This is a genomic window from Pedobacter sp. L105 (assembly GCF_009765875.1).
Lineage (GTDB): Bacteria > Bacteroidota > Bacteroidia > Sphingobacteriales > Sphingobacteriaceae > Pedobacter.
Genome location: NZ_LMUP01000004.1, coordinates 257379 through 283109, shown reverse-complemented (window position 1 = coordinate 283109; position 25731 = coordinate 257379). Strand labels below are relative to the sequence as shown.

The 25731-nt window shown below is 42.7% G+C and carries 25 protein-coding genes and 1 tRNA gene; 12 read left to right on the top strand and 14 right to left on the bottom strand.

What is annotated here, in order from left to right; genetic code table 11:
- Complete coding sequence (locus tag GSQ84_RS06355) at window positions 1-2280, bottom strand: sensor histidine kinase (protein ID WP_158796421.1); 2280 nt, start codon at window positions 2278-2280, stop codon at window positions 1-3.
- Window positions 2281-2679: 399 nt separating this feature from the next.
- On the opposite strand from GSQ84_RS06355, the gene GSQ84_RS06350 reads away from it, so the two are divergent.
- The 4 genes from GSQ84_RS06350 to GSQ84_RS06335 all read left to right on the top strand — a co-directional run bounded on the left by GSQ84_RS06350 (window position 2680) and on the right by GSQ84_RS06335 (window position 6104).
- Window positions 2680-3420, top strand: a complete 741-nt coding sequence (locus tag GSQ84_RS06350) for a LytTR family DNA-binding domain-containing protein (RefSeq protein WP_158796420.1) — start codon at window positions 2680-2682, stop codon at window positions 3418-3420.
- A gap of 511 nt (window positions 3421-3931) precedes the next feature.
- Window positions 3932-4951: a hypothetical protein gene (locus GSQ84_RS06345; RefSeq protein ID WP_158796419.1), complete on the top strand. Its 1020-nt coding sequence runs from the start codon at window positions 3932-3934 to the stop codon at window positions 4949-4951.
- A 481-nt stretch (window positions 4952-5432) separates the two neighbouring features.
- Window positions 5433-5696, top strand: a complete 264-nt coding sequence (locus GSQ84_RS06340) for a hypothetical protein (protein ID WP_158796418.1) — start codon at window positions 5433-5435, stop codon at window positions 5694-5696.
- A gap of 3 nt (window positions 5697-5699) precedes the next feature.
- A complete protein-coding gene (locus GSQ84_RS06335) occupies window positions 5700-6104 on the top strand; it encodes a hypothetical protein (protein ID WP_158796417.1) in 405 nt (134 codons plus the stop codon).
- A gap of 41 nt (window positions 6105-6145) precedes the next feature.
- Here the strand turns inward: GSQ84_RS06335 and GSQ84_RS06330 are convergent, their stop codons facing one another.
- The 4 genes from GSQ84_RS06330 to GSQ84_RS06315 all read right to left on the bottom strand — a co-directional run bounded on the left by GSQ84_RS06330 (window position 6146) and on the right by GSQ84_RS06315 (window position 11047).
- Window positions 6146-7282, bottom strand: a complete 1137-nt coding sequence (locus GSQ84_RS06330; RefSeq protein WP_216848885.1) for an MBL fold metallo-hydrolase — start codon at window positions 7280-7282, stop codon at window positions 6146-6148.
- 170 nt (window positions 7283-7452) lie between these two features.
- Window positions 7453-9069 (bottom strand): hypothetical protein, encoded by a 1617-nt coding sequence (locus tag GSQ84_RS06325; protein ID WP_216848884.1) that lies wholly within the window; start codon window positions 9067-9069, stop codon window positions 7453-7455.
- A gap of 173 nt (window positions 9070-9242) precedes the next feature.
- Entirely contained in the window at window positions 9243-9956 is a 714-nt protein-coding gene (locus GSQ84_RS06320; RefSeq protein ID WP_158796415.1) for a TlpA disulfide reductase family protein, read from the bottom strand.
- Window positions 9957-10189: 233 nt separating this feature from the next.
- Window positions 10190-11047 (bottom strand): AraC family transcriptional regulator, encoded by an 858-nt coding sequence (locus tag GSQ84_RS06315; protein WP_216848883.1) that lies wholly within the window; start codon window positions 11045-11047, stop codon window positions 10190-10192.
- A gap of 69 nt (window positions 11048-11116) precedes the next feature.
- On the opposite strand from GSQ84_RS06315, the gene GSQ84_RS06310 reads away from it, so the two are divergent.
- The 5 genes from GSQ84_RS06310 to GSQ84_RS06290 are packed head-to-tail and all read left to right on the top strand — an operon-like array spanning window position 11117 to window position 14740.
- Window positions 11117-11509, top strand: coding sequence for a DoxX family membrane protein (locus GSQ84_RS06310; protein ID WP_158796414.1), 393 nt, complete (start codon window positions 11117-11119; stop codon window positions 11507-11509).
- Window positions 11510-11517: 8 nt separating this feature from the next.
- The gene (locus GSQ84_RS06305; protein ID WP_158796413.1) at window positions 11518-12480 is read left to right on the top strand and encodes a polysaccharide deacetylase family protein; all 963 of its coding nucleotides are present in this window, start codon (window positions 11518-11520) and stop codon (window positions 12478-12480) included.
- A gap of 10 nt (window positions 12481-12490) precedes the next feature.
- A complete protein-coding gene (locus GSQ84_RS06300; RefSeq protein WP_158796412.1) occupies window positions 12491-13042 on the top strand; it encodes an ester cyclase in 552 nt (183 codons plus the stop codon).
- Between the two features lie 11 nt (window positions 13043-13053).
- Window positions 13054-13671 (top strand): short chain dehydrogenase, encoded by a 618-nt coding sequence (locus GSQ84_RS06295; RefSeq protein WP_158796411.1) that lies wholly within the window; start codon window positions 13054-13056, stop codon window positions 13669-13671.
- A 13-nt stretch (window positions 13672-13684) separates the two neighbouring features.
- A complete protein-coding gene (locus GSQ84_RS06290) occupies window positions 13685-14740 on the top strand; it encodes an SDR family oxidoreductase (RefSeq protein WP_158796410.1) in 1056 nt (351 codons plus the stop codon).
- A gap of 79 nt (window positions 14741-14819) precedes the next feature.
- On the opposite strand, the gene GSQ84_RS06285 is transcribed toward GSQ84_RS06290, so the two are convergent.
- The 3 genes from GSQ84_RS06285 to GSQ84_RS06275 are packed head-to-tail and all read right to left on the bottom strand — an operon-like array spanning window position 14820 to window position 17676.
- A complete protein-coding gene (locus tag GSQ84_RS06285; RefSeq protein ID WP_158796409.1) occupies window positions 14820-15518 on the bottom strand; it encodes a response regulator transcription factor in 699 nt (232 codons plus the stop codon).
- On the bottom strand, window positions 15515-16879 hold the full coding sequence (locus GSQ84_RS06280) for a sensor histidine kinase KdpD (protein WP_158796408.1): 1365 nt from the start codon (window positions 16877-16879) through the stop codon (window positions 15515-15517). Before GSQ84_RS06280 ends, GSQ84_RS06285 begins: the two co-directional genes overlap by 4 nt.
- 35 nt (window positions 16880-16914) lie before the next feature.
- A complete protein-coding gene (locus GSQ84_RS06275) occupies window positions 16915-17676 on the bottom strand; it encodes a peroxiredoxin (RefSeq protein ID WP_158796407.1) in 762 nt (253 codons plus the stop codon).
- Between the two features lie 663 nt (window positions 17677-18339).
- Between GSQ84_RS06275 and GSQ84_RS06270 the strand changes: the two genes are divergently transcribed.
- Together GSQ84_RS06270 and GSQ84_RS06265 are read left to right on the top strand one after the other, a co-directional pair.
- Window positions 18340-18489, top strand: coding sequence for a hypothetical protein (locus GSQ84_RS06270; RefSeq protein WP_158796406.1), 150 nt, complete (start codon window positions 18340-18342; stop codon window positions 18487-18489).
- A gap of 248 nt (window positions 18490-18737) precedes the next feature.
- Entirely contained in the window at window positions 18738-18971 is a 234-nt protein-coding gene (locus tag GSQ84_RS06265; RefSeq protein WP_158796405.1) for a hypothetical protein, read from the top strand.
- A gap of 12 nt (window positions 18972-18983) precedes the next feature.
- On the opposite strand, the gene GSQ84_RS06260 is transcribed toward GSQ84_RS06265, so the two are convergent.
- The 6 genes from GSQ84_RS06260 to metG all read right to left on the bottom strand — a co-directional run bounded on the left by GSQ84_RS06260 (window position 18984) and on the right by metG (window position 24777).
- Window positions 18984-19406: a helix-turn-helix transcriptional regulator gene (locus GSQ84_RS06260; protein ID WP_216848882.1), complete on the bottom strand. Its 423-nt coding sequence runs from the start codon at window positions 19404-19406 to the stop codon at window positions 18984-18986.
- A gap of 429 nt (window positions 19407-19835) precedes the next feature.
- Window positions 19836-20096: a helix-turn-helix domain-containing protein gene (locus GSQ84_RS06255; RefSeq protein ID WP_158796404.1), complete on the bottom strand. Its 261-nt coding sequence runs from the start codon at window positions 20094-20096 to the stop codon at window positions 19836-19838.
- 109 nt (window positions 20097-20205) lie between these two features.
- The gene (locus tag GSQ84_RS06250; RefSeq protein ID WP_158796403.1) at window positions 20206-20940 is read right to left on the bottom strand and encodes a hypothetical protein; all 735 of its coding nucleotides are present in this window, start codon (window positions 20938-20940) and stop codon (window positions 20206-20208) included.
- Window positions 20941-21072: 132 nt separating this feature from the next.
- On the bottom strand, window positions 21073-22344 hold the full coding sequence (locus tag GSQ84_RS06245; RefSeq protein WP_158796402.1) for a site-specific integrase: 1272 nt from the start codon (window positions 22342-22344) through the stop codon (window positions 21073-21075).
- Window positions 22345-22591: 247 nt separating this feature from the next.
- Window positions 22592-22663 (bottom strand) — tRNA-Arg (locus tag GSQ84_RS06240).
- Between the two features lie 5 nt (window positions 22664-22668).
- Window positions 22669-24777 (bottom strand): methionine--tRNA ligase, encoded by a 2109-nt coding sequence (gene metG / locus GSQ84_RS06235; RefSeq protein ID WP_158796401.1) that lies wholly within the window; start codon window positions 24775-24777, stop codon window positions 22669-22671.
- A 40-nt stretch (window positions 24778-24817) separates the two neighbouring features.
- Here metG and GSQ84_RS06230 point away from each other — a divergent pair, with 40 nt between their 5' ends.
- The gene (locus tag GSQ84_RS06230; protein WP_158796400.1) at window positions 24818-25714 is read left to right on the top strand and encodes an LD-carboxypeptidase; all 897 of its coding nucleotides are present in this window, start codon (window positions 24818-24820) and stop codon (window positions 25712-25714) included.
- Window positions 25715-25731 lie beyond the last annotated feature (17 nt).

Here is a 25731-nt window from a genome sequence, read left to right as displayed (position 1 = left end):
TTAGCCCTCTCTTTCTTTAAAAATGGATGGTTCGGCATAATTCTCCTCTGTCAGGTCGTATGGAAAAATGATCCGGATATGGGTGCCGCTTTGTGATAAAAAGGTCAGCTCCGCATTGATATCATCGCTTAACCCCTGCATGAGTTTTAAGCCCAACGAACTTTGTTTTTCTAACTCTTCGTCCCGGCGGAAGCCAATGCCATCGTCTGAGATCAGCAGCATAACGTTGTCGCCCTCGCACAGCAGCGAAATACTGATCTTCCCGTTCTGTTGCCTCGGAAAAGCATATTTGATCGCATTGGTCACCGCTTCATTCACAATAAGCCCTAAAGGCATGGCCTGCAAAATATTCAGCATAACCGGTTCAATATTCAAGTCAAAATGCACACGGGTTTCATCCAGGAAACTATCTTTCAAATATGTAACCAGTTCAGGGAGGTATTCAGCCATATTTACGGACTTCACATCTTCTGCCATATAAAGTTTCTGATGGATCAGTGACATGGCGTAGATGCGGTGCTGACTGTTTTCGATCGCTTTCAGTGCGTCATCCTTTAAAAATTCAGCCTGTATTTCAAGCAGGCAGATCACTGTATGAAGATTATTCTTCACCCGGTGATGAACTTCTTTTAATAACCATTCCTTTTCGGAAAGTAAACGTTCCAGCTGCTCGTTTTTATGGGTAATAATTCTCGCTGCCAATTGCCTTTGCCGGCTTTGACGATAAAAAATCAGGCCTATGGCGATGGAGATTACGATACCTCCGATAGTGACATCCCGAATGACATTGGCTTGTTTTAATTTTGCCTCCTGCAGCTGGCCTTGCTGTTCCAGGATCATGATCCGCTGGTTTTTTTGGCCGGACTCATATTGAACGAGCAGTTTTTGTGTTGCGGCTACCTTTTTTTGCTTGTACAGCGTATCATCATAAAGTTTGTTTTTGCTCAGGTGCCGTATGGCCGACAGGTAATTGCCTGCGGCAGAATCTGCCAAAAAAGCAATATACTCGGTATAGCCTTTTGTACTTATTTCCGTAAAGCCATTTTGAAGTTTTAAAGCCTGTTCAATCAAAGGCCGGGCCTTTGCATAATTTTTACTTTCAATATAAAAAAACGCCAGTCTGCGGTAAGCATACTCTGTCAAGGCGTTCCGTGATTTATAAAGATTGAACTCTTTTAAAAAACACGCCTCCGCTTCAGGGAACATTTTTAGTTTTAAATAACAATCAGCGAATGAACTGGTGATAACCACTTCATCATTGTCCTTCGGTGCCGGGAATCGCCTGAGGGTATTTTGTAAATAAGAGAGGGCGTTTACAAACTGGTGCTTGTTAATGTAAACATCGGCAATTGCCGCGATACTGTAATAAACGCTTCCGAAACCACCGTTTATACTAAAGGAATTGAGGGAACGTTCGAAAAATTCCCGGCTTTTATCATACTGTCCCTGGTCTTTAAAGGCCGTAGCCAAAGCATAATAGAAATCTCCCGCCATCAGGGTATCACGTGTAGCGTTCATCGTATTTACAGCCTTTAACGCGTATTCGAGGTATTTGTCCGCATTACCGTTGATCATATACAAGATCCGGTACTGCCTGTAAACATAATGGAGTTTGGCGTACCCGATGGCCCGGTATTTACCAACCAGGTCATTTAATTCTTGCTGGGCAAGAATATACTTCCCCTCCATAATATGCACCTCAGCCGTGTAAAGATCCGTTTGCAGGATGGCTTGTTTGTTACCAAGTTTGATGGCCAGTTCCCTGGCCTTTGCAACATAAAGCATCGAATTTTCAGCGTTTTCCAGATCCGCCCCCACACTGGTATTGGCATAGGAAAAACTGAGTTGTAAAAGCAAGTTTAAACGGCTGGTATCGCTCAGGGCTGGTAATAACACGACAGCATCTTTAAAATTATTTTGCCACAGGTAAACATCTGCCGCCCGGCATGCTGCATCGCTAAAACCTTTGATATCATGGTATTTAAGGCTCAGTTTTTGGGCTTGTAACGCATATACCAAACTGCGGCTCAGGTCTGCCTTGATCTTATAAGGTTTATTAAAATATAAATTACTGAGGTCGATCAGGATTTTGATCTTCGATGGGGCAAGCGGCGATTCGGCAAGGTTGTTCAGCAGCAGCGTTTCCTGTGACGCCATTATTCGTGGCGGTTCAGGATAAAATTGGGCCGCCGCCGTCAGCGGGCCGACAAATATTAACACCCAAAATACGGCATGCAAAACTGCTTTAAAATGACTATGTTTTTTTGTTTGCTGATCCATTCACTAAAGCTTGTGCTTCATTGATTTTACATAATGATAAGAAAAATTTGCCCAATACCCGAGCTAATTATATCAGTCCTTTTTACCTTCCTTTTTTCATCGGGACTACTGGTTCTTTTTATTTAAATATCAATACCAGAAACTGGAAAATTGTCGATATATCAATAGTTTCAAAGATAGCGATTTTGTATTTATCTGAAATTCAATAATTTATAGAGTGGTATACTTCTTGGAATACGCCGTTCGTCATAATTACAATTTCATGACGATTGTTTTTTCAAAGACAGGCGCCCGCGTCCCCTGATTAGCTGTCCGGACCTGTCCGATCGTCGTTAACTGTAATGAGTTGCGCTGTTGAATTAATTGTACCATTTACCATCTATCTTTAATAACAGAATTATGAACGACATGATCGAATTAACATCTTCCAAAAGATTTCAAGGCATCGAAAGCAGCCTCCTGAATACACTTCAGGGAAATGGTTATACCCATGATTTCAGGCTTCAAAAGAATAACAAGTTGCTTTGCCTTCAAAATAATAAGATCTTTACTGGGGAGAAAGTTAAAGTGGGTCTTGCCGACCTTTGCTATGACTACAATACCCATGACTGTAAATATGTGCATACCATAGATTCCGCATGCGGCATAAAAGGTTTGTTGGTAGCCGAAAAAATATACCTGCCCGACCGGGAGATCATTGGCAAAGTCATTGAAAAATATAATGCATTAACCAAAGTCCCGGATATGGATAATATCTTCCCGGGATTTAACTTGCTGGCCAGAAAGAACCCTGCCGAGGACCGGATCCTCGTTCGTTTTAAAGATAAGATCATTCCTGTTTTACATAATGACATCGCCTTGTTTTTTTTAGAACATGAATTGGTGCAGCTTGTAACCTTTGATGGCCGGTCTTACTTTGTTCAGCGCAGCCTGGAAGACCTTGAAAAGCACTTGGGCATTAATTTCTACCGGGTCAACCGTCAGTCGCTGATCAATAAAGCTGCTATTAAAGACCTTTCCACAAGCTTTACCAGGACGATAACCATTAACTTAAAATGCCAATGCCCGCATAAGATCGTGGTTAGTAAACTTAAATCCAGCAATTTCCTGGACTGGCTGACCCTGAATCCGGCTGCTTAACATTATCCGGCACCTTTTCGTTAATGACACCTGATGATCCTGTAACCGGGGACAAATTTGACTCCCTTACGTATAACCTGCAATTATTTTACGGTGAAGTATCCATAATAGCCGTTGATTTCTATAAAATTCCTGTTGAGCAATGCCTCAGGTTTACTGCCGGCCGGGATGTTGACCGGCTGGATTGACCCCCGGTTTAGTTCCCGCCTAATTTTCAGGATGTCCCCTGCGGTTTTGTCCGCTTGACCCAAGTAAAGTTTTTTTTGAAATGCTTAGTATAGAATTTTAGTCTTTGAAATCTGCTTGAAGAATTTAAATAACTGCCTTAATCAGAACAATAACTATAAAAGATACCATGTCTTGATAGCTATAGACAGCCGAATCTGTAAGCAAATGAATTAGCCATTTTACCCCAATAAAATCGACAGCTCATTCGTCCGTGCAGAAAAATATACTGTACGGAAAATGGGATTTTAAACAGAAGCGATAAAACGCTTAATATTCTCCAACTATGAAAAACACAACTTTATTGATCTGCATAACGGCCCTTATCCAAACCAGCGCTATAGCACAGACCTTACCAAAAACGAAAGAAGAAAAAGCAGACTCCGTTAAATCCGTTTACCTGGATGATATTGCCACCCGGTACCCGATACTCAGGCAGGGAGCCATTTCTACAGAAGTACTCGCAACCGGAAATTCAAACTCCGAACTTTATGGAAATCCTTTATATAAAGGAAAGATTCAAATCGTCAGGGAAAGAGCGAATTTTAATGTACCTATCAGTAAATGGGTAAAAAACTCTTTGCTGGGTTCAGTGAACTACCTCGAACAGCATTTCGAAATCAACCATGTACAGGATTTTAACCCACAGGTTCCTATCTATAATCAAAGCTTTAACAAGCGGACAGTTGGTGTTTCGCTGACCTATTCGCGGAATGACTCGCTTTTCAATACACCGGTAATCTACAGCGGAACCATTGCTGGTTATACCGATCAGTTTTCCTCGGTCCAGCGATTAAATTATGCCGGAACGATTACTTTCCCGTTAAAGCATACGGCAACTACCAGTTATTCCCTGGGTCTGGTCGTTATCATCGATCCATCCACGCCAAGCCCGGTATTGCCGATATTCAGCTACTGGCATAAATTCCAAACCGATGATCTGGAACTTTATATTGACCTGCCTACACGGGCTTTGATCCGCAAACAGCTTTCAGCAAGAGCCTGGGCAACCTTTGGTACAGAACTCAGCGGCAGCTTTGCGTTTTTTAAACTTGATCAGCCGCAGGTTCCGCACGATGATACTTATTCCACCCTGGAACTAAAAACCGGGCCATCTTTCGAATACAAGATCTCGCAAAAAGTGATCATCGGCGTAAACGGCGGCTTATTTTCAACCCTGACTGCCAGGATGTTTGAGCGTAACACTAACCCCAATGATTATTTTATCAGGAACAGGAATAACAGTGTCCCTTATGCCAATATCACGCTGTCTTTTCTGCCGTTTTTAAGGACCAGTAAAATATAACTGAGATCTGGCAAATGCTTAAGGCCAGCGATAAGGAAAATTCTCAGCGGCCCGCAGCCAAATTCGCTACAGGCCGCTTATCCGGCTAAATCCGATTTTTTTATTTGTAAAACAGACACATCAAGTCTATCAACTATACAGTTATGCTGATTGATTTTGCTTTTAAAACATCTATCCGGGCACGGTAACCGGAATCTGCAAAAATTAACCTGATCTTACAAAGAACACTCTCATAGAGATGTTAACCTAAGTTAAATAAAGTTAAGCCATAGGCACTAACTCCCTGAATGAGAGCTATTAAAATAACGACTGTATTCAGCGGAGTAAATAGAATGGTCAGCTTTGATTTTGTCCGCCTGGGGCAGGTTTAATCGTTTTTAAAAAGCTTATTCCTGAGATTTAAAAGTAAGCAGTTAGCGGCTGCGAGCCGGCGAATGAACAGCCTGCAGGCAACTGGGTTAGTAATAAGTGATCAGACCATATGAAATTACACTCCGCAAGCATGACGCAAAGGATCATCGAGCTGCACCATTCCGGCTATGACCTGGATTTTCAACTCGATGGGGATGATTTCATCTGCCTCCAAAGCAATGAGCGCTTTAATTTTTTGCAGGTAAACGTTTGCTGGTCAGGGACGGATATCGATATGAACGGCAAAGTGGTCCGGTTTATTCATTCCATCGCCTGCATAACCGGCCAGAAAGGGATCTTTTTATGCACCGAGATCTTTAAAAGAAATGTATAAAGTATGAACGAGGCAAATGTGAATGACCACCAGTTAAATGAGGGCCACCGCGACCTGGTCAGTTTTGTACTGGTAGGACACCTCAACAGTAAACTTAAAAACCTGAGCAAGGATAATGGTTATCATCGATACATAGTGGAAGAAGATTACACTATGCACTACCATTCAATTGATAATTTTGTCATGTCCACTTGCAGCCATAGTAGTCTGACCAGTTTTCTTAATCTTAAAAAAGCCCTGAAAACCTGGACGGCCTTACCCGCCCCCTACAGGCTGGAAGTCATGTTGAATTTCAGGGAACATATGGTTGAGCTTTATCCGGCCAAAAAGCGGCATTTTAAAATGATAGTTTTTTGCCGGGTGTTTATGCACGAATTCTTACCCATCCTGTCCACTGGCAATAATTAAAAAGGGCGTACCATTTTCCGGTACGCCCTTTTGGCTGTTACTTAGTTGATCCCCCGCCACCATTCCGGGAAGCTGAGCGGAATATGATCAAGATCCACGGCCTGGCCAATCATGGGTGTGACCAATAACAGGTGGTGCTGCCTGGCTAACGCCGTAATGCGCTTAATCGGTTCATCCCAGGCATGATTACTTTCGGTGAACTTCGCCCAGTGAACCGGTACCATCCTTACCGTTTTCAGATCGATCGCAGCCTGCATACTTTGCTCCGGCTGCATGTGGGTATATTTATAGTTCTGATCATACTGCCCGCATTCGATCAGTGACAGGTCAAACGGGCCATAGGCCTGGCCGATCGCTTTGAAATGTTTATCATAGCCGCTGTCACCGCTGTAATAAATATTGAAAGAGGTGCTCCTGATTACAAAGGAGGCCCATAAACTGCGCCTGATCTTGGTGCCCCTACCTGAATTATGATGGGCCGGGGTAACCGTAATTTTCAGGGAACTGTCGATCACGACCAATTGGTTCCAGTCCTTTTCAACGATCTGGTCTTCCCGGTATCCCCAGCGCCTGAAATGTTCACCGGTCCCGAGCCCGCAGATCACCTTTTTAACTCTCGGCTGCAAGGCTTTCACGGTAGGGTAATCCAGGTGGTCCCAATGATCATGGGAGATCAGCAGGACATCAATGTCCGGAAAATCTGCCGGCTGGTAAATACTGGTGCCTTTGTAGGCTTTATTGATAAAACTTACCGGGGAACCGTTCTTGCTCAGCACCGGGTCGATCAGGATACGCTTGCCATCCAGTTGGAGGTAAGACGAAGAATGTCCCAGCCAAACTAATACGTTTTCCCGTGGATTCAATCCCCTGAGGTCAGTTTTCATGGTGGGGATGCTGTCCTTCGGCGTACTTCTTTTATCCTTTTTGGTCATCGAATCCCAGAAAGCTTTCCAATAGCTAACCCCTTCACTCAAATCGGGGCGGTTTGTTTGGTTCTGGAACTTGCCGTCCCTGAAATTTGGGGACCGCTTGATAGAGTCGAGTCGCGCACCCTCCGGGATCTGTCCGAAAGGCTTGGTATTCATGATCAGACAACCGGAAACAACGGCAAGAAGAACCACGCAAAGAATAATGAGTAAAATCAAACTGATTCTGGAATGCATAATAATGCTTTTCATTAGGGTTATAATTTCGATGTTACTGATAATGGTGATGCCCTAATTATAGCTGCCCTTTTTTATGATGACAATTAAATTCATTTATATTTCCATAACAACAAATTATCATGCAAACGCCTCGGAAAAAAAGCTTGAGGCGCTTGCATGGTGCAGGGAAATTTTAAACAGGGTTATTCTATCGTAAATTTCTCCCAGATACTTGCTGTAGAACGGTCACAGATCATCGGTTTAGTGCCATCTTCCTGGGTTACAAATTTGCCATTATTCCCCCTGAGTGAAACAGAGCCGTCGCTGTTGGTAATGTAGTCAAACTGTTCCCAGGGGCCAACGCTCGCCCGGTTGCAGGTCAACGCAGCTACACCATTTTCGGAGGAAACATATTTTCCCATACTTTGCAGCGCTACTTTACCATTCCCGGCATCTACAACGGTGAATGTTTCCCAAATATCTGCCCTGGCCGTATTGCAATACATCGCGCCGTTGCCATTTTCTCCGCTAACGTAAAGTTGGTTATATCCTTTAATATGAAGGGACTGCCCGATAGGCGGCAGGTGCGCACCGCCGCCGCCGATTACCGGCTCGGTAGGACGCAGCGACGTTAGCGGGATCAATCCTTTCAGCATATTGCCGCCGTCTTTGGTCAGGCGCAGGTAGTAATCCGAAGAGCAGTGGATACCATCTTCATCAAGGCCTAAAATACCGGAACCGGCAGGAACCATCGAAGCATCTTCGCCCGCTTTGGCGATTTGGTTACCTTCCCCGTATTCGTCGAACATGGAAATGTAGATACCCTGCGCGCCCACTCGGATCATGTTATAAAACTGCCGCCACATAAAATCACCATGCACCCGCTGGCGTGCGGAAAGATCACCCGGCTCCACACAGGGTTGATAAGCAATGCCATTAGCCTTACAGTAGGCCATATCAGGTGTGTTGACATTGGTGTAATAACTATCTGATTCCTGGATCGTACCGATCGCACCGATCATCCATGGGGAGATCATGTTCAGGGCCTTGAAAACAGCATCGAAGTTCTTTGGGCCTGCAACCGTATAGTCACGCCATTCATGCGGTACCCCGCCGATCACGTAACATCCATGGCTTTTAAACCAGTTGATCACATCAACTTCTGCCGCCGCCGTCATCGTCCGGTCGGGGAATCCCAAACCCCAGATGCAAACCACCGGTTTGCCGCCCTGGCGGGCGTAAGCCGAAGAAGTGATATAAGCAGACATTTTCGAGGTCCAGTCCGTTTTGATCTCTGTTTGGAAATTGTCCCAGCCGCTGATATCATACATAATATAGAATTTGCGGCCGTGCGCCTCGGCAGCGGTTTTTACTTTGGCCGTAATGCCGTCCCTGATCGGCCCTTCACTGCCGTTCGGGTTAAAACGCTGCAGGGCTGCCACGTCAATGTTGTTTTCCTGCATCCAGCGGAAGTGGGTATCTACGGTCTGCTGGTCCCAGGAAGAAAATAATTTTGCCGGGCTGCCATTACCTAAATTAGCATAAGCCGTTTGATAGGTATTCGTGTATTCACGTACATCCGGCCAGGATTTATTGGCTGTGTTGTTATTGCCGGGCAGGCCGTTGTCCTTTGACCAGTGCCACCAAAAAGTAGAAAATGGAGAACCGTCGTTGGCGCAGCTGAACCAGCCCTGGTAGCCAACGGTAACCTTACCCACCACATCGCCTGTGGTGAGTAAGCTTAATGCGTTATTACTTATTGCCAGATTACCGGCTGTTAAAGATGGTTGTACCAGGCTTTGCTTCGAACAGGCCGTCAAAAAGAGGAGTGCGATGAATAGTTGTTTTTTCATGTTAGCATATGTTATGCACCCTTATACGTTTGAAAGCCTGATGCTGACACACTGCACATCGCGCAACCAAGCCGAAGCGGACAATTCCGGGTCGGAAGCGGACATATTGTTTCCGGAGGCGGACAAAATTGAACGGAGGCTCATTTTACATTTTTCAACGCGCCGATAACGCCGTCCAGCTGCGCTACATTCGTCCCGTCATAAGTGGTCAGGGAATAAGCGATATTACCGGTCTTGTCAATCACCATACTGGTGGGATACCCGCTGATGCCGTACTCCTTAATAATGTCGGCGCGGCCGGCCAGGATATTGAATTTAAAATCCTTCCGTTTCAGGAACGCTTTTACCTCATCAGGGCTGTTATAGGTCACCGCTACAAAAAAAACGCTGTTATCATCCTTATATTTGGCTACCATGTCATTCATTTCCGGCATTTCCGATATACAGGGGGCGCAGCTGGTGAACCAGAAATTCAGGACCACCATTTTACCTTTCAGCGCTTTCAGGTCGATCGGATGGCCGTTAATATCCGTACCTGCGAAAACCGGGGCCATCGAGCCCATGGTTACTTTTAGTTCTGAAGCTGTTAATTTAATACTGATCACCTTACCATTTTTCATATCCGGAACAAAAGTAAATTTCCCGGATTTCATACTCTCCATAAATAGCTTGGGATCTATTTTTTTACCGGCCGTATCCAGATAAACGGTATTGGAATCCGGGTGCAGCATGGTATGGCTGGTCGTATCTTTTGCGGTTGTGGGCGGAGCTATTTTAGTAACTGAAGCGTGGCAGCTTGAAAAAATGATGCAGGCTATCAGCGCTGCGGCGATAAGGGTAATGCTGGTTTTCATGATTCTCTGATTTGATGGTAAAGTTACCGGGAGACCGTGCACGCTTTTGTTAATCCAAAATGAATTAGTGTTAAACAGTGTTAAAAGCATATGCCTGTCAAAAATAACGGAACGCCGTTTTGACACAACTTTATTGAGCTGAAGCGGACAATATTAAGGCTGAAATGGATAATAGTTCACCGGGAAATTACCAGTGATTTTTTGAAATGGAATAAGGAAGCTATAACAGTTGATTATTCGGCTATCGCCCTTTGCTTTCTAAAAGCGGTCGGGCTCAGGTCCTTATATTTCTTAAAGATCCGGTTCAGGTGGCTTTCATCTGTGAACCCAAATTCATCGGCGATCTCGTTGATCCGCATATCGGTATACAACAGCCGTGTTTCCATCAGTTTCAGTTTGTAGTTAATAATGTACTGCTGCAGGTTCTCGCCGGAATGTTTACGGAAATATTCGCTGATATAGGTCGGGGAAATATTAAAATGCGCGGCGATCTTTTCTGCCTTCAGATTTTCCGGCTGGTAAATATGCTCCTGTACATAAGTGACTAAAGACATGGAGGTATTGGAACTTGGCCCGCTTGCGGGCACACTGTCCTGCAGGGTAATATTTCTTGCGGCTACTGTAATGATCGTATTAATAAGTTGGGTAATAACCTCATCATGGTTCGCATTATTATTGATGACCTCCCGGTTAAGCGCCTCCACCAGTGATCGGATCAGCGGCTTGTCGGTCACATTCTTTAAGATGCAGCCCGGCAAATGGTTATGTACATGAAAGATAAATTCCATTTTTTTGATCCATTCCTTACCCTGCGTTCTCAGGTAACTATCGTTGAAACGGATAAAGAAAAATTTGGTGGTTTCCTGCACCTCAAAGCCATGGCTATCCTCCGGGAAGATCAGGAAAAGCTTATTAGGCGCATACGGCAATTTGTTCTGATTAATGATCTGTACCCCTGTCCCCTCCAGGATGAATACCATCTCGAAAAAAGTCTTTTTATGTTCACGGGCAATGTAATTATCTGTTTCCCTGAGTTCTAAGGCAAATGGCTCGTAAAGATTCCTGATCTCCATACCTGTAAAGTTACACATCAAACCCATGATTGTACAATTTTTTAGTTCAGAATCGGCGGACCTTTGATTTATCAAAACGAAAACAAAATGAACAAATCAGCATACCTCATCACCCGCATCGCCATTGGCACCAGCTTGTTGGGCCACGGCCTGGTACGCCTGCCAAAGCTTAACACCTTCAGTAACTGGATGACCGGGTCATTTAAAGCTTCCCTGCTGCCGCAGGTGATCGTACTGCCTTTCAGCTATGTGTTACCATTTGCCGAGTTCGGTATCGGGCTGTTAATCATTACCGGTTTGTTTTACCGCCAGGCACTGATCGCCGGGGCTGCAGTGATGACGCTGCTGATCTTCGGCTCCTGCCTGATAGAAAACTGGGACGCCATCCCATCGCAGCTGATCCACATCGCGTTTTTGGCGTTACTGCTGCAATTTCTGCCTGATAATACCAACACACAACATAATCACCTATCTAAATAAACAATCCAATGACCACACGTAAAGATTTCCTGAAAAGCACTGCCCTGTTAGGTGCAGGAACGCTTTTGATCCCAAAAACAATTTTTTCACAAACACCAAAATCAACACCTATGAACACAGAAAATTCTAAATGGAGCGATGGCACCAGGTTGGCCATTTCCATATCGATGCAATTTGAAGCAGGCGGCGAACCCGAAACCGGTTTTGACAGCCCGTTCCCGCCAAACCTGGAAAAAGGATATACCGATCTTCCGGCAAAAACATGGTTCCACTATGGCTACAAAGAAGGCATACCTCGTATGTTGGATCTTTGGGATAAACATAATGTAAAAGTAACCAGCCATACTATTGCCAGCGCCGCCCAGAAAAGCCCCGATCTGGCTAATGAGATCGTAAAAAGAGGCCATGAGATCTCAGGCCACGGATTTTACTGGAGCCCGGAATATACCATGGGCTATGAGGAAGAAAAGAAATTCATCAAGGATAGCGTGGACCTGATCAAAAAGATCACCGGCCAGACTACGGTAGGTTACAACTGCAACTGGCTGAGAAGAAGTCCGAATACCATCAAAATCCTACAGGAATTGGGCTTTATCTATCATATCGACGATCTGAGCCATGACGAACCTTTTTTGATCCCGGTTGAAGGCAAAAAATTTGCGGTAGTCCCTTATACACTGCGTTGCAACGATATCCAATTACTGGAAGGCCGTTATTTTTCATCGGCGCAATTTTTGGAAACGCTGAAACTGGAATTTGACCAGTTGTACAAAGAAGGTGCAACTAAAAAAAGGATGATGTCCTTCAGCGCGCACGACCGCATCAGCGGCACACCCGCTCAAGTAAATGTAATGGATCAGTTTCTGACCTATGCTTTGCAGCATGAAGGCGTAAAATTTATGCGCAAGGACGAAATCGCCCGCATGACCCTGAATGATAAATCTTCATTGGTAGATCCTGATTACCGTTAATATGAAAATCATGAAAGCATCAAAATTGATACGTGTGATAGGTGGTGTGCTATTCCTGACGATGCTGGCTGCCCCGGCGGCCAGGGCACAGGAAAACGCCGATATACCTGTTCCGAAATCCGTCACCATCGACAAAAGCCTGTCCAAAGCCGAAGCGGCGCAACTGCTAAAAACCGGTAAACTGCTTTACGCCTTTTGGAATACGGGTAAGGAGGTATACCTGAGCCAGGCCGTTTCGCCCGAATTTTTCGACAACACCCTACCGGTAGGACGCCCGCAAGGTTACCAGGGTATTTTATTTGCCTCTAAAAATTTCCGCACCGCGGTGCCGGATCTGCAATGTAGTGTGGAAGATCTGATCATTACCAAGGGCAAGATTGTTTGTCGCCAGATCTACACCGGGCATAACACCGGACCGGTAAACGGCCACCTTGCCAGTGGAAATGCCATTAAATTCTTTGCCATTGATATCCTGCATGTTAAAAATGGCAAGGTTTATGAAGACTGGCACCTGGAAGACAATTTAACTTTCCTGCAGCAGGCAGGAGTTGTAAAACTATAATCAAAATAAAAATGAAAATCATTTTAGTAGGTGCCAACGGCACCATAGGACAAGCCATCACCAAATCGTTATCCGATTTAAATGCCGAGATCATTGCAGTAGGCCAAAACTCGGGCGAGCTACAGGTAAACATCACTTCAGAAGAATCCATAAAAGCGCTTTTTGAAAAAGTAGGTCCCTTTGACGGTTTGATATCCGCGGCAGGTTCGGGCTACTACGGCCCGCTGGAAAAAATGAGTGCAGGCGAAGCCATTAAAGGCCTTGGTAATAAACTAATGGGACAGGTTAACCTTGTACTGATCGGCAAAGACTACATTAATGCCGGCGGCTTTTTTACCCTGACCTCGGGCAATCTTGCGGAAGAAGGCAATGTCAACAGTGCCAACCTCGGCATGATCAATGGCGCCCTGAACGGCTTTGTTGTAAACGCGGCACTGGAAATGCCAAAAAATATCCGGCTGAACGTGGTGAGCCCATCAGTATTAACCGAAAGTGTTGCCAAATATGGTGAACCCGAAAACAGGGAGTCCATTCCGGGTGAGGAAGTGGCGGCCGCCTATAAGCAAACCGTTACGGAAAAGATCAACGGGCAGGTACTGAAAGCCTACGGTAAATTAAAAACTGTTTAATTACAATTCTATCATGAAAAACACAGCATTGATCAGCGGCGGTAACGGCATTGTTGGCCGTAACCTGGCTACTTACCTGGCCGCCACAGGTGAATGGAAAGTGATCGTCACTTCCCATTCACCGTTAAGCTATTCCGGCGATTTCGAGTTCCTGCGCCTCGATCTGACCGACCCGGCGGCAGTGGAACAGCAAAAGGATAAATTAAAGGACGTAACGCACGTTTTTTTCGGTGCCTATATCGAAAAACACACCCTGAAGGAGCAGACCAAAGTAAATACCGAATTACTGGAAAACCTGGTCATTGGTATCGAACAGATAGCCCCCGGCTTTAAACACGTTACCTTCATTCAGGGCGGTAAAGCCTATGGCGCACACCTGGGCAAATACAAAACACCGGCCAAAGAAACTGATGCCCGTCATTTTCCGCCTAACTTTTACTATGACCAGGAAGACTTCCTGAGGAAACAAGCTGAAGCTAAATCCTGGAGCTGGACCGCCTTAAGGCCCGACATCATCATTGGCCTGGCTATTGGCAACCCGATGAACCTGGGTACATTAATCGCGGTTTATGCGACTATGTGCAAGGAGTTGAACGTGCCGATGCGTTTCCCGGGCTCGGAAAAAGCTTATGATGTATTAGTGAATGTAACCGATGCGGAACTATTGGCTAAGGGAATGGAATATGTGGCGGTCAATAAATCGGCACATGGTGAAATCTTCAATCTGACCAACGGTGATATATTTCGCTGGAAAGAACTATGGCCCAAATTCGGTGCCTATTTTGGTGTACCGGTAGATGAGCCGCAGACATTTTCCCTTGCGACCTATATGGGTGATAAAGATGAATTGTGGCGTCAGATGAATGCCAAATACCAATTAGCCGGACATGAACTCGGTAAACTGGTACAATGGCCTTTCGGTGATTTTATTTTCAATAACCTGCACGATGCCTTCTTTGACGTAAGTAAACTTCGCCGGAACGGCTTTCAGGAAATGCAGATGGACAGCTTTGAATCCTTCAAAAGGGTATTTGATCAGCTCCGCGAAAACCGGATCATACCGGCGTAAATTTTTGTTTTCATGATTGGGCCGCCGGCGAGAGATTTCCGGCGGCTTTGTTGATGGATAGAATCTTTACTTGGAGTTGTTAATCAATCAGTTTATAGCCAAATCCGCGAATATTCTGTATCTGGATAGCGGGGTCACCTGATAAATACTTTCGCAGGCGTGTGATATAAACATCCATATTACGTGCATTAAATAAAGTGTCATCACCCCATATCGTGATCAGCGCGGTTCTGCGTTCCAACAGCGCGTTTTTATGATCGATCAGCAATTTTAAAAGGTCTGCCTCCCGCTGTGATAAACTGATGGCTCGTCCCGCACCGGACAGTTCCAGCCGGTGATAGTCAAAATGGTATTGTCCTATCTGTCGGGTATGGTCAGGCAGCCCGGCGTCACCATCGTCGCCCTGAACCGTTGCACGGCGGTGGAGGGCCTTCAATCTTAAGATCAGTTCCTCCATGACGAATGGTTTTTTGATATAGTCATCGGCACCGATCTCCAATCCACGGATCACATCCGCTGATGTTGATTTGGCGGTTAAAAAGATCAGTGGTATCGTTTGATCTACCTTACGAACATCCTCCGCCAAGGAAAATCCGTCTTTTCGGGGCATCATTACATCTACCACCATCACGTCAGGTTTATCGGACTTGAAAAAACTCCACCCCTCTACGCCATTTTTAGCAATGGTGATCTCAAATCCCCGGCTATCCAGGGTTTCTTTAACAATAGAAGCCAGCACGATCTCGTCTTCAACCAATAATACCCTGATCTTGCTCATAGGAAAGGAAAGTGAATGGTAAATGTAGTCCCTGTTTTCAGTTTGCTTTTAACCGAAATAACGCCGTTCAGGTTACTGACCAATTGCTTCACGTAGCTCAGGCCGATGCCGTAACCCTTAACCTCGTGCAGGTTGCCTGAAGGTACGCGGTAAAACTTATCAAAAATAAATGGTAGGTATTGAGGCTCTATCCCCGGGCCGTTATCTGTCACTTCCAGTTCCCAGCCCACCTCCGACGAGGTCAACCTGATGGTGACCTTCATTTTGTCATCCCCGTATTTTAAAGCGTTGTCCAGCAAATTGGAAAGGATCGTATCGATGATATGACTGTCGGTAACGACGTTCCTGATCGCTGAAAGACGAAAAAGATCTATCGTAGGACCGTCATCGCTGCGGAACCTTTCGATGACCACCCGGAGCAATTCAGGCAGATCCACCGTTTCCGGGCTTACCGGCTTGTCGCCACTCTCGTAGCGCGCGATATCCAGAATCCGGTCAACATTATGTTCCAGTTTAACCAGGATCTCCGTATTGATTTTGAGGTAACGTTCCGCCTTTTCAGGTTCATGGATATCGCCATAGCGGTACAAAGCCTCATGGGTCGATTTTAGAATGGAGATTGGTGTCCGCAGTTCATGCGTCATATTGCTGATAAAGTCATTTTTAATATGATCCAGTTGCATCTGCCGGCGGATAATGATCCACATATAGCAAAGGCTTCCCGCTGAAAAGAGGATCAGGATCAGGGAGATCATCGCCGGGATGATGTTTTGCTTCAGCACCAGTTCGTTGGTATGACCGATCAGCGCTTCGACCATCGGGCTGTTATTTGAGAAATTGATAAAAGCGGCGATCTTACCGGGAGGAATGGTTTGCTGGTTCTTCAGTAAAACCAGTACAAAAGGCAGGTCGATATTGCGCCTGTGCAGCTCCGCTTTAAAAACACGGGTTAGTTCCTTCAGGTCCATCGAATTCATCAGCGCAGCGGACATGAACTGTGTTTCTGCCAGCATCACTTTCACCCGGTCCAGGCTCGATAGCTTTAAAGGAATAGCCTGTACCTTTGCCATATAGCGCTGGTCGTTTTGATCCCCCTGGTGAACTTTCAGGTGTGTTCCGGTATCTGCCGGAATGGATTCGAGCATTGCGATATAAGGCGCGCCGGACTTTAAAGTTGCGGGGAGCTCACTGCGCCCCACCTGGTAATTCTCAATGCTTTTCTGCAGGGCGTCCTGTAGCAGCTTATTCAGGTTACTTTCCCCGGTTTGATAGGTATTATAGACCCAGTAGCCCTGAAAAAGCAGGATACCTCCGGCCGTAAGGGCGGCGATAAGCAATAAAAATGTGAGCCTTTTTTTCATTCCGGTATCTTTACAAATATAACGCTAAACAGTGATTAAAGGTCGGCCTCAATAGCCGCGGAAAGATCTGCCTTGATATCATCTTTCATATTGACCGCGTGCGTGATCAGCCCGGCTTTATTCACTACCAAACTGGTCGGCCAGCCGCTGATCCGGTATTTCTGATCCGTAGGCTTGGTACCGGCGATGATATGGTAAGCGAATTCATGACTTTCCAGGTAAGTTTTGACCTTTTGCGCATCGTTAAAGGTTAGCGCGAGGAAAACCACTTTTGCAGGATCATATTTTTTAGTCAGTTCATTTAAGTCCGGCATTTCTGCGTTGCAGGGTGGGCATGAGGTATACCAGAAATTAAGCACTATTACCTTTCCCCGCAGCTGAACTGTTGACCATTGTCGGCCACCGATATCCGTTAATTGAAATTCAGGTGCCATTTTACCAACCAGCACTTTAACCGCCGAATCAGCCTTCGCATTCTGGGCCGCGATCTGTTTCATATTTTCCTCGCTTAAACGGAAGATATGTATTACGCCCTGTGCCTGGTCTTTGGCGTCATGTCCGAGCATCAGCGCGCCGTTCCAGGATCTGTCTACGCTGTCAATCTTATCTTTGGCAATCAAACTGCCATCCGGCATCATGTAAGTGACCGGGGCCGTTACGGCTGGTTTCTTCTGGTTGACCTTGGTATCAACTTGTGCTTCAACATTAGTAAAGAGCAGGCTCAAAACTGCTGAAAATAATATGCCTTTGATTGGATTGGTACCGCCTTTTCGGGCGGCTAAACTGTTGGTGATCATGTCCTTTATTTATGGAAGCGGTCTGATTGTTCGTTTGCTTCAGGGGACAAAGTTACCGGGCGGGAAGGTTTTGAATGTTAAAATAAGAATAGGGAGTGTTAATGATTGTTAATGGTTTTAATTGCTCCCAAAACTTTGCGATATTTTGTGTTGTTTAGTTTTCTTTAGTTCCTTTTTGTTACTCGTAGTTACAATCGAAATAAACGAGGAACAAAACACACTTTAAGGAACAAATGAGCAAAAAAAAGCCCCAAATATTAGGTTAATATAAAATATACCAATGGGCTTATTTTCGCAAGTAACTGATAATTTGAAAGTTAATTAAAATGATTTAAATTTTGTTCAAATATTTCATAACTAATTTAAAATCAATTAATTATGCTCGGCTATTTTCCGATACATATTATGAAGCTAATTAACTGATAGATAGTTAGCTAAAACTGGAGACAAACGAGTAACAAAAAAATCAAAACAACACAAAGCATTGATAAACAAACAGATAACAAACCTTGTATTTCAGCCAAATTTGCACGTTTTTAAATTAAAAAAAGAATTTAAAAAAACATACTTGCATAATGCGAGAAACAAAAGAGTCGGAAATACGATACCTTCAACCACACAGTTGAAGAACTGGAAAATTCAAAAGCTAAACTGATTGAATCCGTGAAATTACAGCTTACAGCAAATTATCAGAAGGAGATAGACAACCTGAATGAAAGACTAAAAGCTAATGAAGAACTTCGTTTGCAAACCGCTAAAGACCTTGAAAAAGTTTATAAAGAGAAAACGGAGTTGCTAAATGGCCAGTTATAACTGCTAAAAATCATCGTGCCTATTACTTTTTATTGGCAGGCACAAAAAGAGCAATAAAAATCGCTGTTCTGAAATTTAAAACAGGTCAATTAAAAACCTTATGATCTGCTCATCTGACCAAAACTCCTTCTATAATTATTAAAACACAGTTTATAAGGCTATAGCAATTCAAGGCACTTGCACCACGAATTTCTACAGCCCTTTTAATAATTTATACCGAGGGATCGACTGCTATTGAGAGAAAAAAAATGAGTTATGTTAGTAAAAACAATAATGATCCAATTGTTAAAAAAGATGGATACGAGGTCAATATTGAGCATCCCAAATCAAACGAAATCTTTAAAGAGAAAATAAAATCACCCTGTAAAAAATCGCAAAAAACCTATACCGTTACCGTGACTTACATACAATTAACTGATGAAGAAGCTAAAATCAAGCGGGCTATAATTGAAAGTATTTTAAAGAAAGGGTTTAGAAAATAAGATCATCATTATTTATACTCTCTTACTTAATAACTTTTCCAACACCTTTACTTTCCTTTGTGAAGGCAATTTCTCTCCTTTCTCCCAGACGCCTATAGTCGTTCCATCTACTCCTAGAATCCTTCCCAATCGTTTATAGCTAAACCCATTCCTCCATCGATAGGCCATTAAGCGTCCTGATAGCGTACTTTCATCAAATTCAATTGGACAATACCCTAGAAATTCAATAATTTGAGGGATGAAGTTTACTTGCGGCGTACTTCTATTATTTTCCCAATACGTAATACAATCAGTGCTTATATTGAAAATTATTGCTACTTCACTTTGCAATAACTTTAGTTCCATTCGTTTTTTCTTAATATGTTCGCCAATTGTAATTGGATTCTGTGGAAATGATTTTGGCTTGGGTTTATCATGCTCTTTCTCATAACGCAAACAAGGCAACGCATGTATGAAGTTGCGTTGCCCTGTTTCATGGGCTTTGTATCAAGCACGACGCGGTTATTCAAAGATGTACATCTTTTTGTAAGGAGGACAATTTCAAAGATCCAGATTATACCTATCCTCGTTATTATTCTTTCAAGAAGTATATCAAACTACCTGATGTCTTATAAAACGGCTCATACCTAATGTACCCTATCTCATGTAGCTCTTTAATACACTTGTGGTAGGTGGCAAATGAAGATATCTTTGATAATTTCATTAACTCCCTTCGTTTGACAGGGACAGGATGAATGCATCCGCAGTTTTTCCAACATTGACAAATAGCTGCAAATAGGCTTATATGTGAGATAATAATTCTGCGGTCATCAACTGCTTTTTTAAAGAACTGACTCATTGGTGCTTCCTGTTTCATAACAATCATTAAGATTTACCCTCCAGCATTCTGACAATATCTTCAAATTTATAGTACATGGTACCGCCAATTTTTGTGTAAGGAAGAGTATTGTTGACGCGAAGCATTTGAAGTTTTCCAGAGGATATCGATAACATTTTGCGTACTTCAGAATTTTTAAGCCACCTTTTACTTTCACCAGGTGTGGCTGACAACATTTGTTTAATCTCCTTTAGTAGGTCTACCTTGAACCGATCAAGATCTTCCTTCGTGATAATTTCCACAGACATAAATTTCCCTTCTTTTAAGTGATAGCACAATTGCTACTTCAAAATTGAGTTAGAATGCCCGAATTTGAGTGACCAGCGGAATTGTTTGGTCATGATTAGGGAGGATAAGTTAAGATATATGATCTTTTCGGATAATCTCAAAGATTTGGTTTTCTTCTGAAATCTCTGACCCCTTAATCAACTTACCATCTTTGGTTGCCGGAAAATAGTTTCTTAAAGTATCCAGCGATATTTCCTTTCCTCCATGGTGAAAGTATTTACCTATCATTTTGTACCATGGACTTTGAGATTGGGCTTTAGCAAGTTTCTGCCCGGATGGAAGCTCCAGTTGCTGAATGAGCTTAATCAAATAAATAAATGCCGGTAAAGCGCCTTCAGGAATATTGATCTTTTCAATTGCATCAAATTTAGTTGCCAATTTAATCTTATCTTTTAATTGAGAATTGAGCAGTTCTTGCGCTAATAATTTTTCTTTTATACCTTTTTCTATATCCCAATTACCTTTTCGCATCAGGACCTCTCTGAAAGATTTTAGGATATCCAGGTTATTTAAGGTTCGTACCGCATTAGTATAGAAATCTTTACGATCGTAGTTCTCAATTCTCTTATCTAGCAGATCCAGTACATATAATAAGAATTGGTATCCCTCAGCGGGAAACTGTTTTATAAAAAAATGCTGGTGGTAAGAAAAATAGGCATCATACTCGCTCTCTTCAATTTCATTTAGCTTTTTAAAAAAGAAATTATTTTCTAACCTTTTATTTTGGATAACAGGATTGCCTATTTCATAACGATGGGGGTTAAAATCAAAACGCCCTCTAAATTTAAAGTAAGACTTTTTCATATATCGCTTTTTTACTTAACGACTTACCAACCCAAATAATACTTTGAATAATTAATTTCTTAATAATTTACTCAATCTGTAATGATAAAAAGCCAGTTGGAAATAAACACATAAGATAATTTAGAGTAGGGATCAATTATATAGTTTGATAATCTTTACATGGCTCAGAGTCTCTATCTTGTCTAACTCTACCTTATCTAGTTTATTTTTCAATATAGCCATGTCTTTTGCAATTTTACTATCTAAAACTTTTGCATAATGTTCTGTTGTTTTAATACTGTTGTGTCCAAGCATTTTGGAAACAGTTTCGATAGGAACTCCATTTGAGAGCGTAACAGTAGTAGCAAACGTATGTCTGGCCATGTGGAAGGTCAATACTTTAGCAATCCCGCATAAATCAGCTATTTCTTTCAAATAGCTATTCATCCGTTGATTAGTATAAACCGGAAGTAATATAGATTTATTTTGACATAAGGGATGATCTCTATAACAATCAATAATATCAATAGCAGATTTTAATAAGGGAATGTGAAATGGTGTTTCGGTTTTCTGTCTGCTTGAAAATATCCAAAGTTCGCCATCATCTCCAACTTTAATTTCAGAAGGTTTAAGTTTTTGAACATCTGCGTAAGCCAGCCCTGTATAACAACAGAAAATGAAAATATCTCGTACATTCTTTAATCGTTCGATAGCGAGTTCTTTATTCTCAATAAGACCTAGTTCCGCTTTTGTTAAAAAAGTGCGGGGACTGGGTTTTGCCGTTGATTTATAATGCTGAAATGGATTCATTGTAATCCATCCGTTTGCCATTGACAACAATATCATTTTTTTCAAATGTTTAACATACTTATCAGCAGAGATAGGAATACATTTACATTGAATTCTGAGATACAAATCATAATTTTTTATAAAGTTAAAATCCACTTTTTTAATGCTGATATCGGGATGATTGAACTTCCATTGTAAAAATTCACGCAGATGCTTCAAGGAACTTTTGAATGTTCTAATGGTATTAATTCCGAAACCATGTCCTATTAAACTTTCAGCATTCTCATTATGCTCCTGGAAAATTTCCAATAACATTCTCGAAGTAGCACCTTTCCCATCAAATTCATTTCTCAGGAGATCAGCTGTGAGCTCCATATTGACATCAATCATGTGGGTGTGAATACGTTTGATCTTTGAAAGCACACTATCTAAGTGGGCATTTAGCTGCCTGGCTTCCTCTTTTGTTCCCCGTGCTCGGCCACGCCTTGAATCCCAGGATCCGGGTTCAATTTCTCTTCCAAGAGAGGATTCAGATCGTTTTCCGTTTAATGTTATCCTTAGATAAACAGGCAATGTACCTGATTCATAGTTCCGTGGCTTCTTTAGATAAAAAAGCAGATTGAAATTGCTACTCATAATTTAAATCAAAGATGTTTACAAATTTACATTTGTGCCTCTTGATTATCAACATGTTCAACCACTGAACATATTGACTAACAGCAACTTACAAGGTTCCTGGTGAGTCAGACTTAAGATTTGATTTTACTCACCGATTTACTCACCAGAATACTGGAAAAAGTTGACCAAATCGGTTGTTTTTCAAAAAATAAAAGCCCGCAAAATGCATTTTGCGGGCTTTTGGTGAATTTTATTAGTTATCAAGTGGTCCCGACGAGAATCGAACTCATATCTAAAGTTTAGGAAACTTCTATTCTATCCGTTGAACTACGGGACCATGTACTACCTGATTACGCTTCCATTGCTATGATTTTGTAAAGGTGCCACAAAAGTAAGTTTTCCATCTGAATTTTCAGACATTAAAATCATTCCCTGTGATAAAATTCCTTTAATTTCTCTCGGAGCCAGGTTAACGAGCAAACTTACCTGCTGTCCAATCACCTCATCTGGTGAGAAATACTCAGCAATTCCTGAAACGACCGTCCTTTGATCTATTCCGGTATCTAAGGTTAATTTGAGCAGCTTTTTAGTTTTGGCTACCTTTTCCGCAGCAATTATCGTGGCTACACGGATATCCATAGTACTAAACTGATCAAAATCAATGTTTTCTTTAACCGGTGCAACTACTATATTGGCTAATATATTATCTGCTTTACTCTGATTGAGTTTATCAATCTGAGCCTGCACTTCCGCATCTTCAATTTTCTCAAACAATAAAGCAGGTTCGTTTAATTGATGACCATGGCTTAATAGATGCATTTTACCTGCATCTTCCCATGAATGTCCGCCATAATTTAGCATTTTCATGAGTTTATCAGCTGTAAACGGCAGAAAAGGTTCAATTAAAATTTCCAGGTTAGCCACGATCTGCAAACCAATATTTAAGATGGTACGCACCCTGTCTTCATCAGTTTTGATCACTTTCCAGGGTTCGGTATCGGCCAGGTATTTATTGCCTAAACGCGCTACGTTCATCACTTCGGTTAATGCTTCCCTGAACCTGTAATTCTCGATTGAAGCACTGATCTTAGCCGGGTAGGTAGCCAATTCATCGATCACCTGCTGATCCTGTTCAGTAACCCCCATTAACATCGGTACCTTACCACCAAAATATTTTTGTGTAAGCACTACTACCCTGTTGATGAAATTACCCAAAACAGCAACAAGCTCATTGTTATTTCTAGCTTGGAAATCTTTCCAGGTAAAATCATTATCCTTGGTTTCTGGTGCTGTTGCCGTTAAAACATAACGCAATACATCCTGTTTATCTTTAAAATCAACAAGGTATTCATTTAACCATACGGCCCAGTTTTTAGAGGTAGAAATCTTATTTCCCTCTAAATTCAGGAACTCATTAGCAGGAACATTATCAGCCAGGATATATCCACCATGTGCCATGAGCATAGCAGGGAAAATAACACAATGAAATACAATATTATCCTTACCAATAAAATGTACCAGCTTGGTGCTTTCATCTTTCCAGTAATCTTCCCAGTTACCTTGCTCTACCCCATTAGGGTTAATATAATACTCTTCCGCCCTCGGGTTCCATACATCCAGCGTAGCATAGTCGAACAATTCCTTTGTAGCAGAAATATAACCGATAGGTGCATCAAACCAAACATACAACACTTTACCCGCAGCATCCTTTAAAGGAACTTTCACTCCCCAGTCCAGATCGCGCGTCATTGCCCTTGGTTGCAGGCCGGCATTCAGCCAGCTCAAACACTGCCCGTAAACATTTGGTTTCCACTCTTTGTGGCCTTCTATATATGCTCTTAAACGTTCCTCATAATTTTCTAAGGGAAGAAACCAGTTTTTAGTTTCTTTTCTTACAGGTGGTTCTCCTGATAATGTTGACTTCGGATTGATCAGGTCGGTCGCATTCAATGTACTTCCGCAATTCTCGCACTGATCTCCATAAGCATGCTCAAATCCGCATACAGGACATGTGCCTGTAATATATCTGTCGGCTAAGAACGATTGTGCTTTTTCATCATAGTATTGTTCCGTTACTTCTTCTGTAAAAAGCCCCTTTTCATAAAGCGTTTCAAAGAAATCAGATGCTGTCTGATGATGCATCTGAGATGATGTACGGTGATAAATATCAAAAGAAACACCAAACTCCTTAAAGGAATCACCTATAATTTTATGGTATTTATCTACAACAACCTGAGGGGTTACCCCCTCTTTTTTAGCTTTCAGTGTGATAGGAACACCGTTCTCATCAGACCCGCAAATAAACTTCACATCCCTTTTATTTGAACGAAGGTAACGTACATAAGTATCTGCAGGTAAATAAACACCTGCTAAATGCCCGATATGCACCGGGCCATTCGTATAGGGCAATGCCGCCGTAACGGTATATCTTTTTATTTTACTGTTATCCAAAACTATTTTTATTATTTTGCCAAAGATAAGTGTTTTACCAATGATTAAACAGCCAGCCTACTTAAAAAAAGGAGACAAAGTTGCTATTGTCTGTCCTGCGAAAAAACTGAAAAAGGATATTGGTCCTTCAATCAGCGTACTGGAGGACTGGGGGCTGAAAGTGGTTGTAGGAAAAAGCGTTCATGCGGAATACCACCAATTTGCCGGTGATGATCAATTGAGAACTGAAGATTTTCAGGCTGCACTGGATGATACCGGTATTAAAGCCATTATTGCTGCCCGCGGCGGATATGGTACGGTACGTATTATCGACGAACTGGATTTTTCCATATACAATCAGCATCCTAAATGGATCATCGGATTTAGCGATATCACCGTATTGCTTTCTCACAGTACGACGTTAAATACCCAAAGTATTCATGGACAGATGCCAGGCGTTTTTGAGGGAGCCAGTATGGAATCTTTGGAAACACTCAGAAAAGCATTATTCGGTGAAGCCCTTGATTATACTTATCAAAGCGATCATCTCCAACGCCCAGGGGAAGCCGAGGGAATATTGATAGGAGGAAACCTCAGCATCCTGATATCGCTGGAAGGTTCCGTTTCACAAATGGATTACCAGGATAAAATACTTTTCCTAGAAGATGTAGGTGAACACGAATATGCTATTGACAGAATGTTTCGCACGCTGAAGCGCTGCGGAAAACTGGCGGGATTAAAAGGATTGGTAATCGGTGCTTTTAATGGCATTCAACCAGAAGATATTCCTTTTGGACAAAGTCCGGAACAGATTATCATGGAGATTGTCCGGGAATATGATTACCCCGTATGTTTTGGCTTTCCGGTAGGACATATCCAGGATAACAGGGCATTGGTTTTAGGAAAAACAGCAAAACTGGTAGTTGAAAAAAACACAGTAACCTTAAACTATCTGTAACCACAACAAGCAGCTAA

Coding starts and splice junctions, on each gene's coding strand:
- GSQ84_RS06355 (WP_158796421.1), bottom strand. CDS start 2,280: ATGGATCAGCAAACAAAAAAACATAGTCATTTTAAAGCAGTTTTGCAT.
- GSQ84_RS06350 (WP_158796420.1), top strand. CDS start 2,680: ATGAACGACATGATCGAATTAACATCTTCCAAAAGATTTCAAGGCATC.
- GSQ84_RS06345 (WP_158796419.1), top strand. CDS start 3,932: ATGAAAAACACAACTTTATTGATCTGCATAACGGCCCTTATCCAAACC.
- GSQ84_RS06340 (WP_158796418.1), top strand. CDS start 5,433: ATGAAATTACACTCCGCAAGCATGACGCAAAGGATCATCGAGCTGCAC.
- GSQ84_RS06335 (WP_158796417.1), top strand. CDS start 5,700: ATGAACGAGGCAAATGTGAATGACCACCAGTTAAATGAGGGCCACCGC.
- GSQ84_RS06330 (WP_216848885.1), bottom strand. CDS start 7,282: ATGAAAAGCATTATTATGCATTCCAGAATCAGTTTGATTTTACTCATT.
- GSQ84_RS06320 (WP_158796415.1), bottom strand. CDS start 9,956: ATGAAAACCAGCATTACCCTTATCGCCGCAGCGCTGATAGCCTGCATC.
- GSQ84_RS06315 (WP_216848883.1), bottom strand. CDS start 11,047: ATGTGTAACTTTACAGGTATGGAGATCAGGAATCTTTACGAGCCATTT.
- GSQ84_RS06310 (WP_158796414.1), top strand. CDS start 11,117: ATGAACAAATCAGCATACCTCATCACCCGCATCGCCATTGGCACCAGC.
- GSQ84_RS06305 (WP_158796413.1), top strand. CDS start 11,518: ATGACCACACGTAAAGATTTCCTGAAAAGCACTGCCCTGTTAGGTGCA.
- GSQ84_RS06300 (WP_158796412.1), top strand. CDS start 12,491: ATGAAAGCATCAAAATTGATACGTGTGATAGGTGGTGTGCTATTCCTG.
- GSQ84_RS06295 (WP_158796411.1), top strand. CDS start 13,054: ATGAAAATCATTTTAGTAGGTGCCAACGGCACCATAGGACAAGCCATC.
- GSQ84_RS06290 (WP_158796410.1), top strand. CDS start 13,685: ATGAAAAACACAGCATTGATCAGCGGCGGTAACGGCATTGTTGGCCGT.
- GSQ84_RS06285 (WP_158796409.1), bottom strand. CDS start 15,518: ATGAGCAAGATCAGGGTATTATTGGTTGAAGACGAGATCGTGCTGGCT.
- GSQ84_RS06280 (WP_158796408.1), bottom strand. CDS start 16,879: ATGAAAAAAAGGCTCACATTTTTATTGCTTATCGCCGCCCTTACGGCC.
- GSQ84_RS06275 (WP_158796407.1), bottom strand. CDS start 17,676: ATGATCACCAACAGTTTAGCCGCCCGAAAAGGCGGTACCAATCCAATC.
- GSQ84_RS06265 (WP_158796405.1), top strand. CDS start 18,738: ATGAGTTATGTTAGTAAAAACAATAATGATCCAATTGTTAAAAAAGAT.
- GSQ84_RS06255 (WP_158796404.1), bottom strand. CDS start 20,096: ATGTCTGTGGAAATTATCACGAAGGAAGATCTTGATCGGTTCAAGGTA.
- GSQ84_RS06250 (WP_158796403.1), bottom strand. CDS start 20,940: ATGAAAAAGTCTTACTTTAAATTTAGAGGGCGTTTTGATTTTAACCCC.
- GSQ84_RS06245 (WP_158796402.1), bottom strand. CDS start 22,344: ATGAGTAGCAATTTCAATCTGCTTTTTTATCTAAAGAAGCCACGGAAC.
- GSQ84_RS06230 (WP_158796400.1), top strand. CDS start 24,818: ATGATTAAACAGCCAGCCTACTTAAAAAAAGGAGACAAAGTTGCTATT.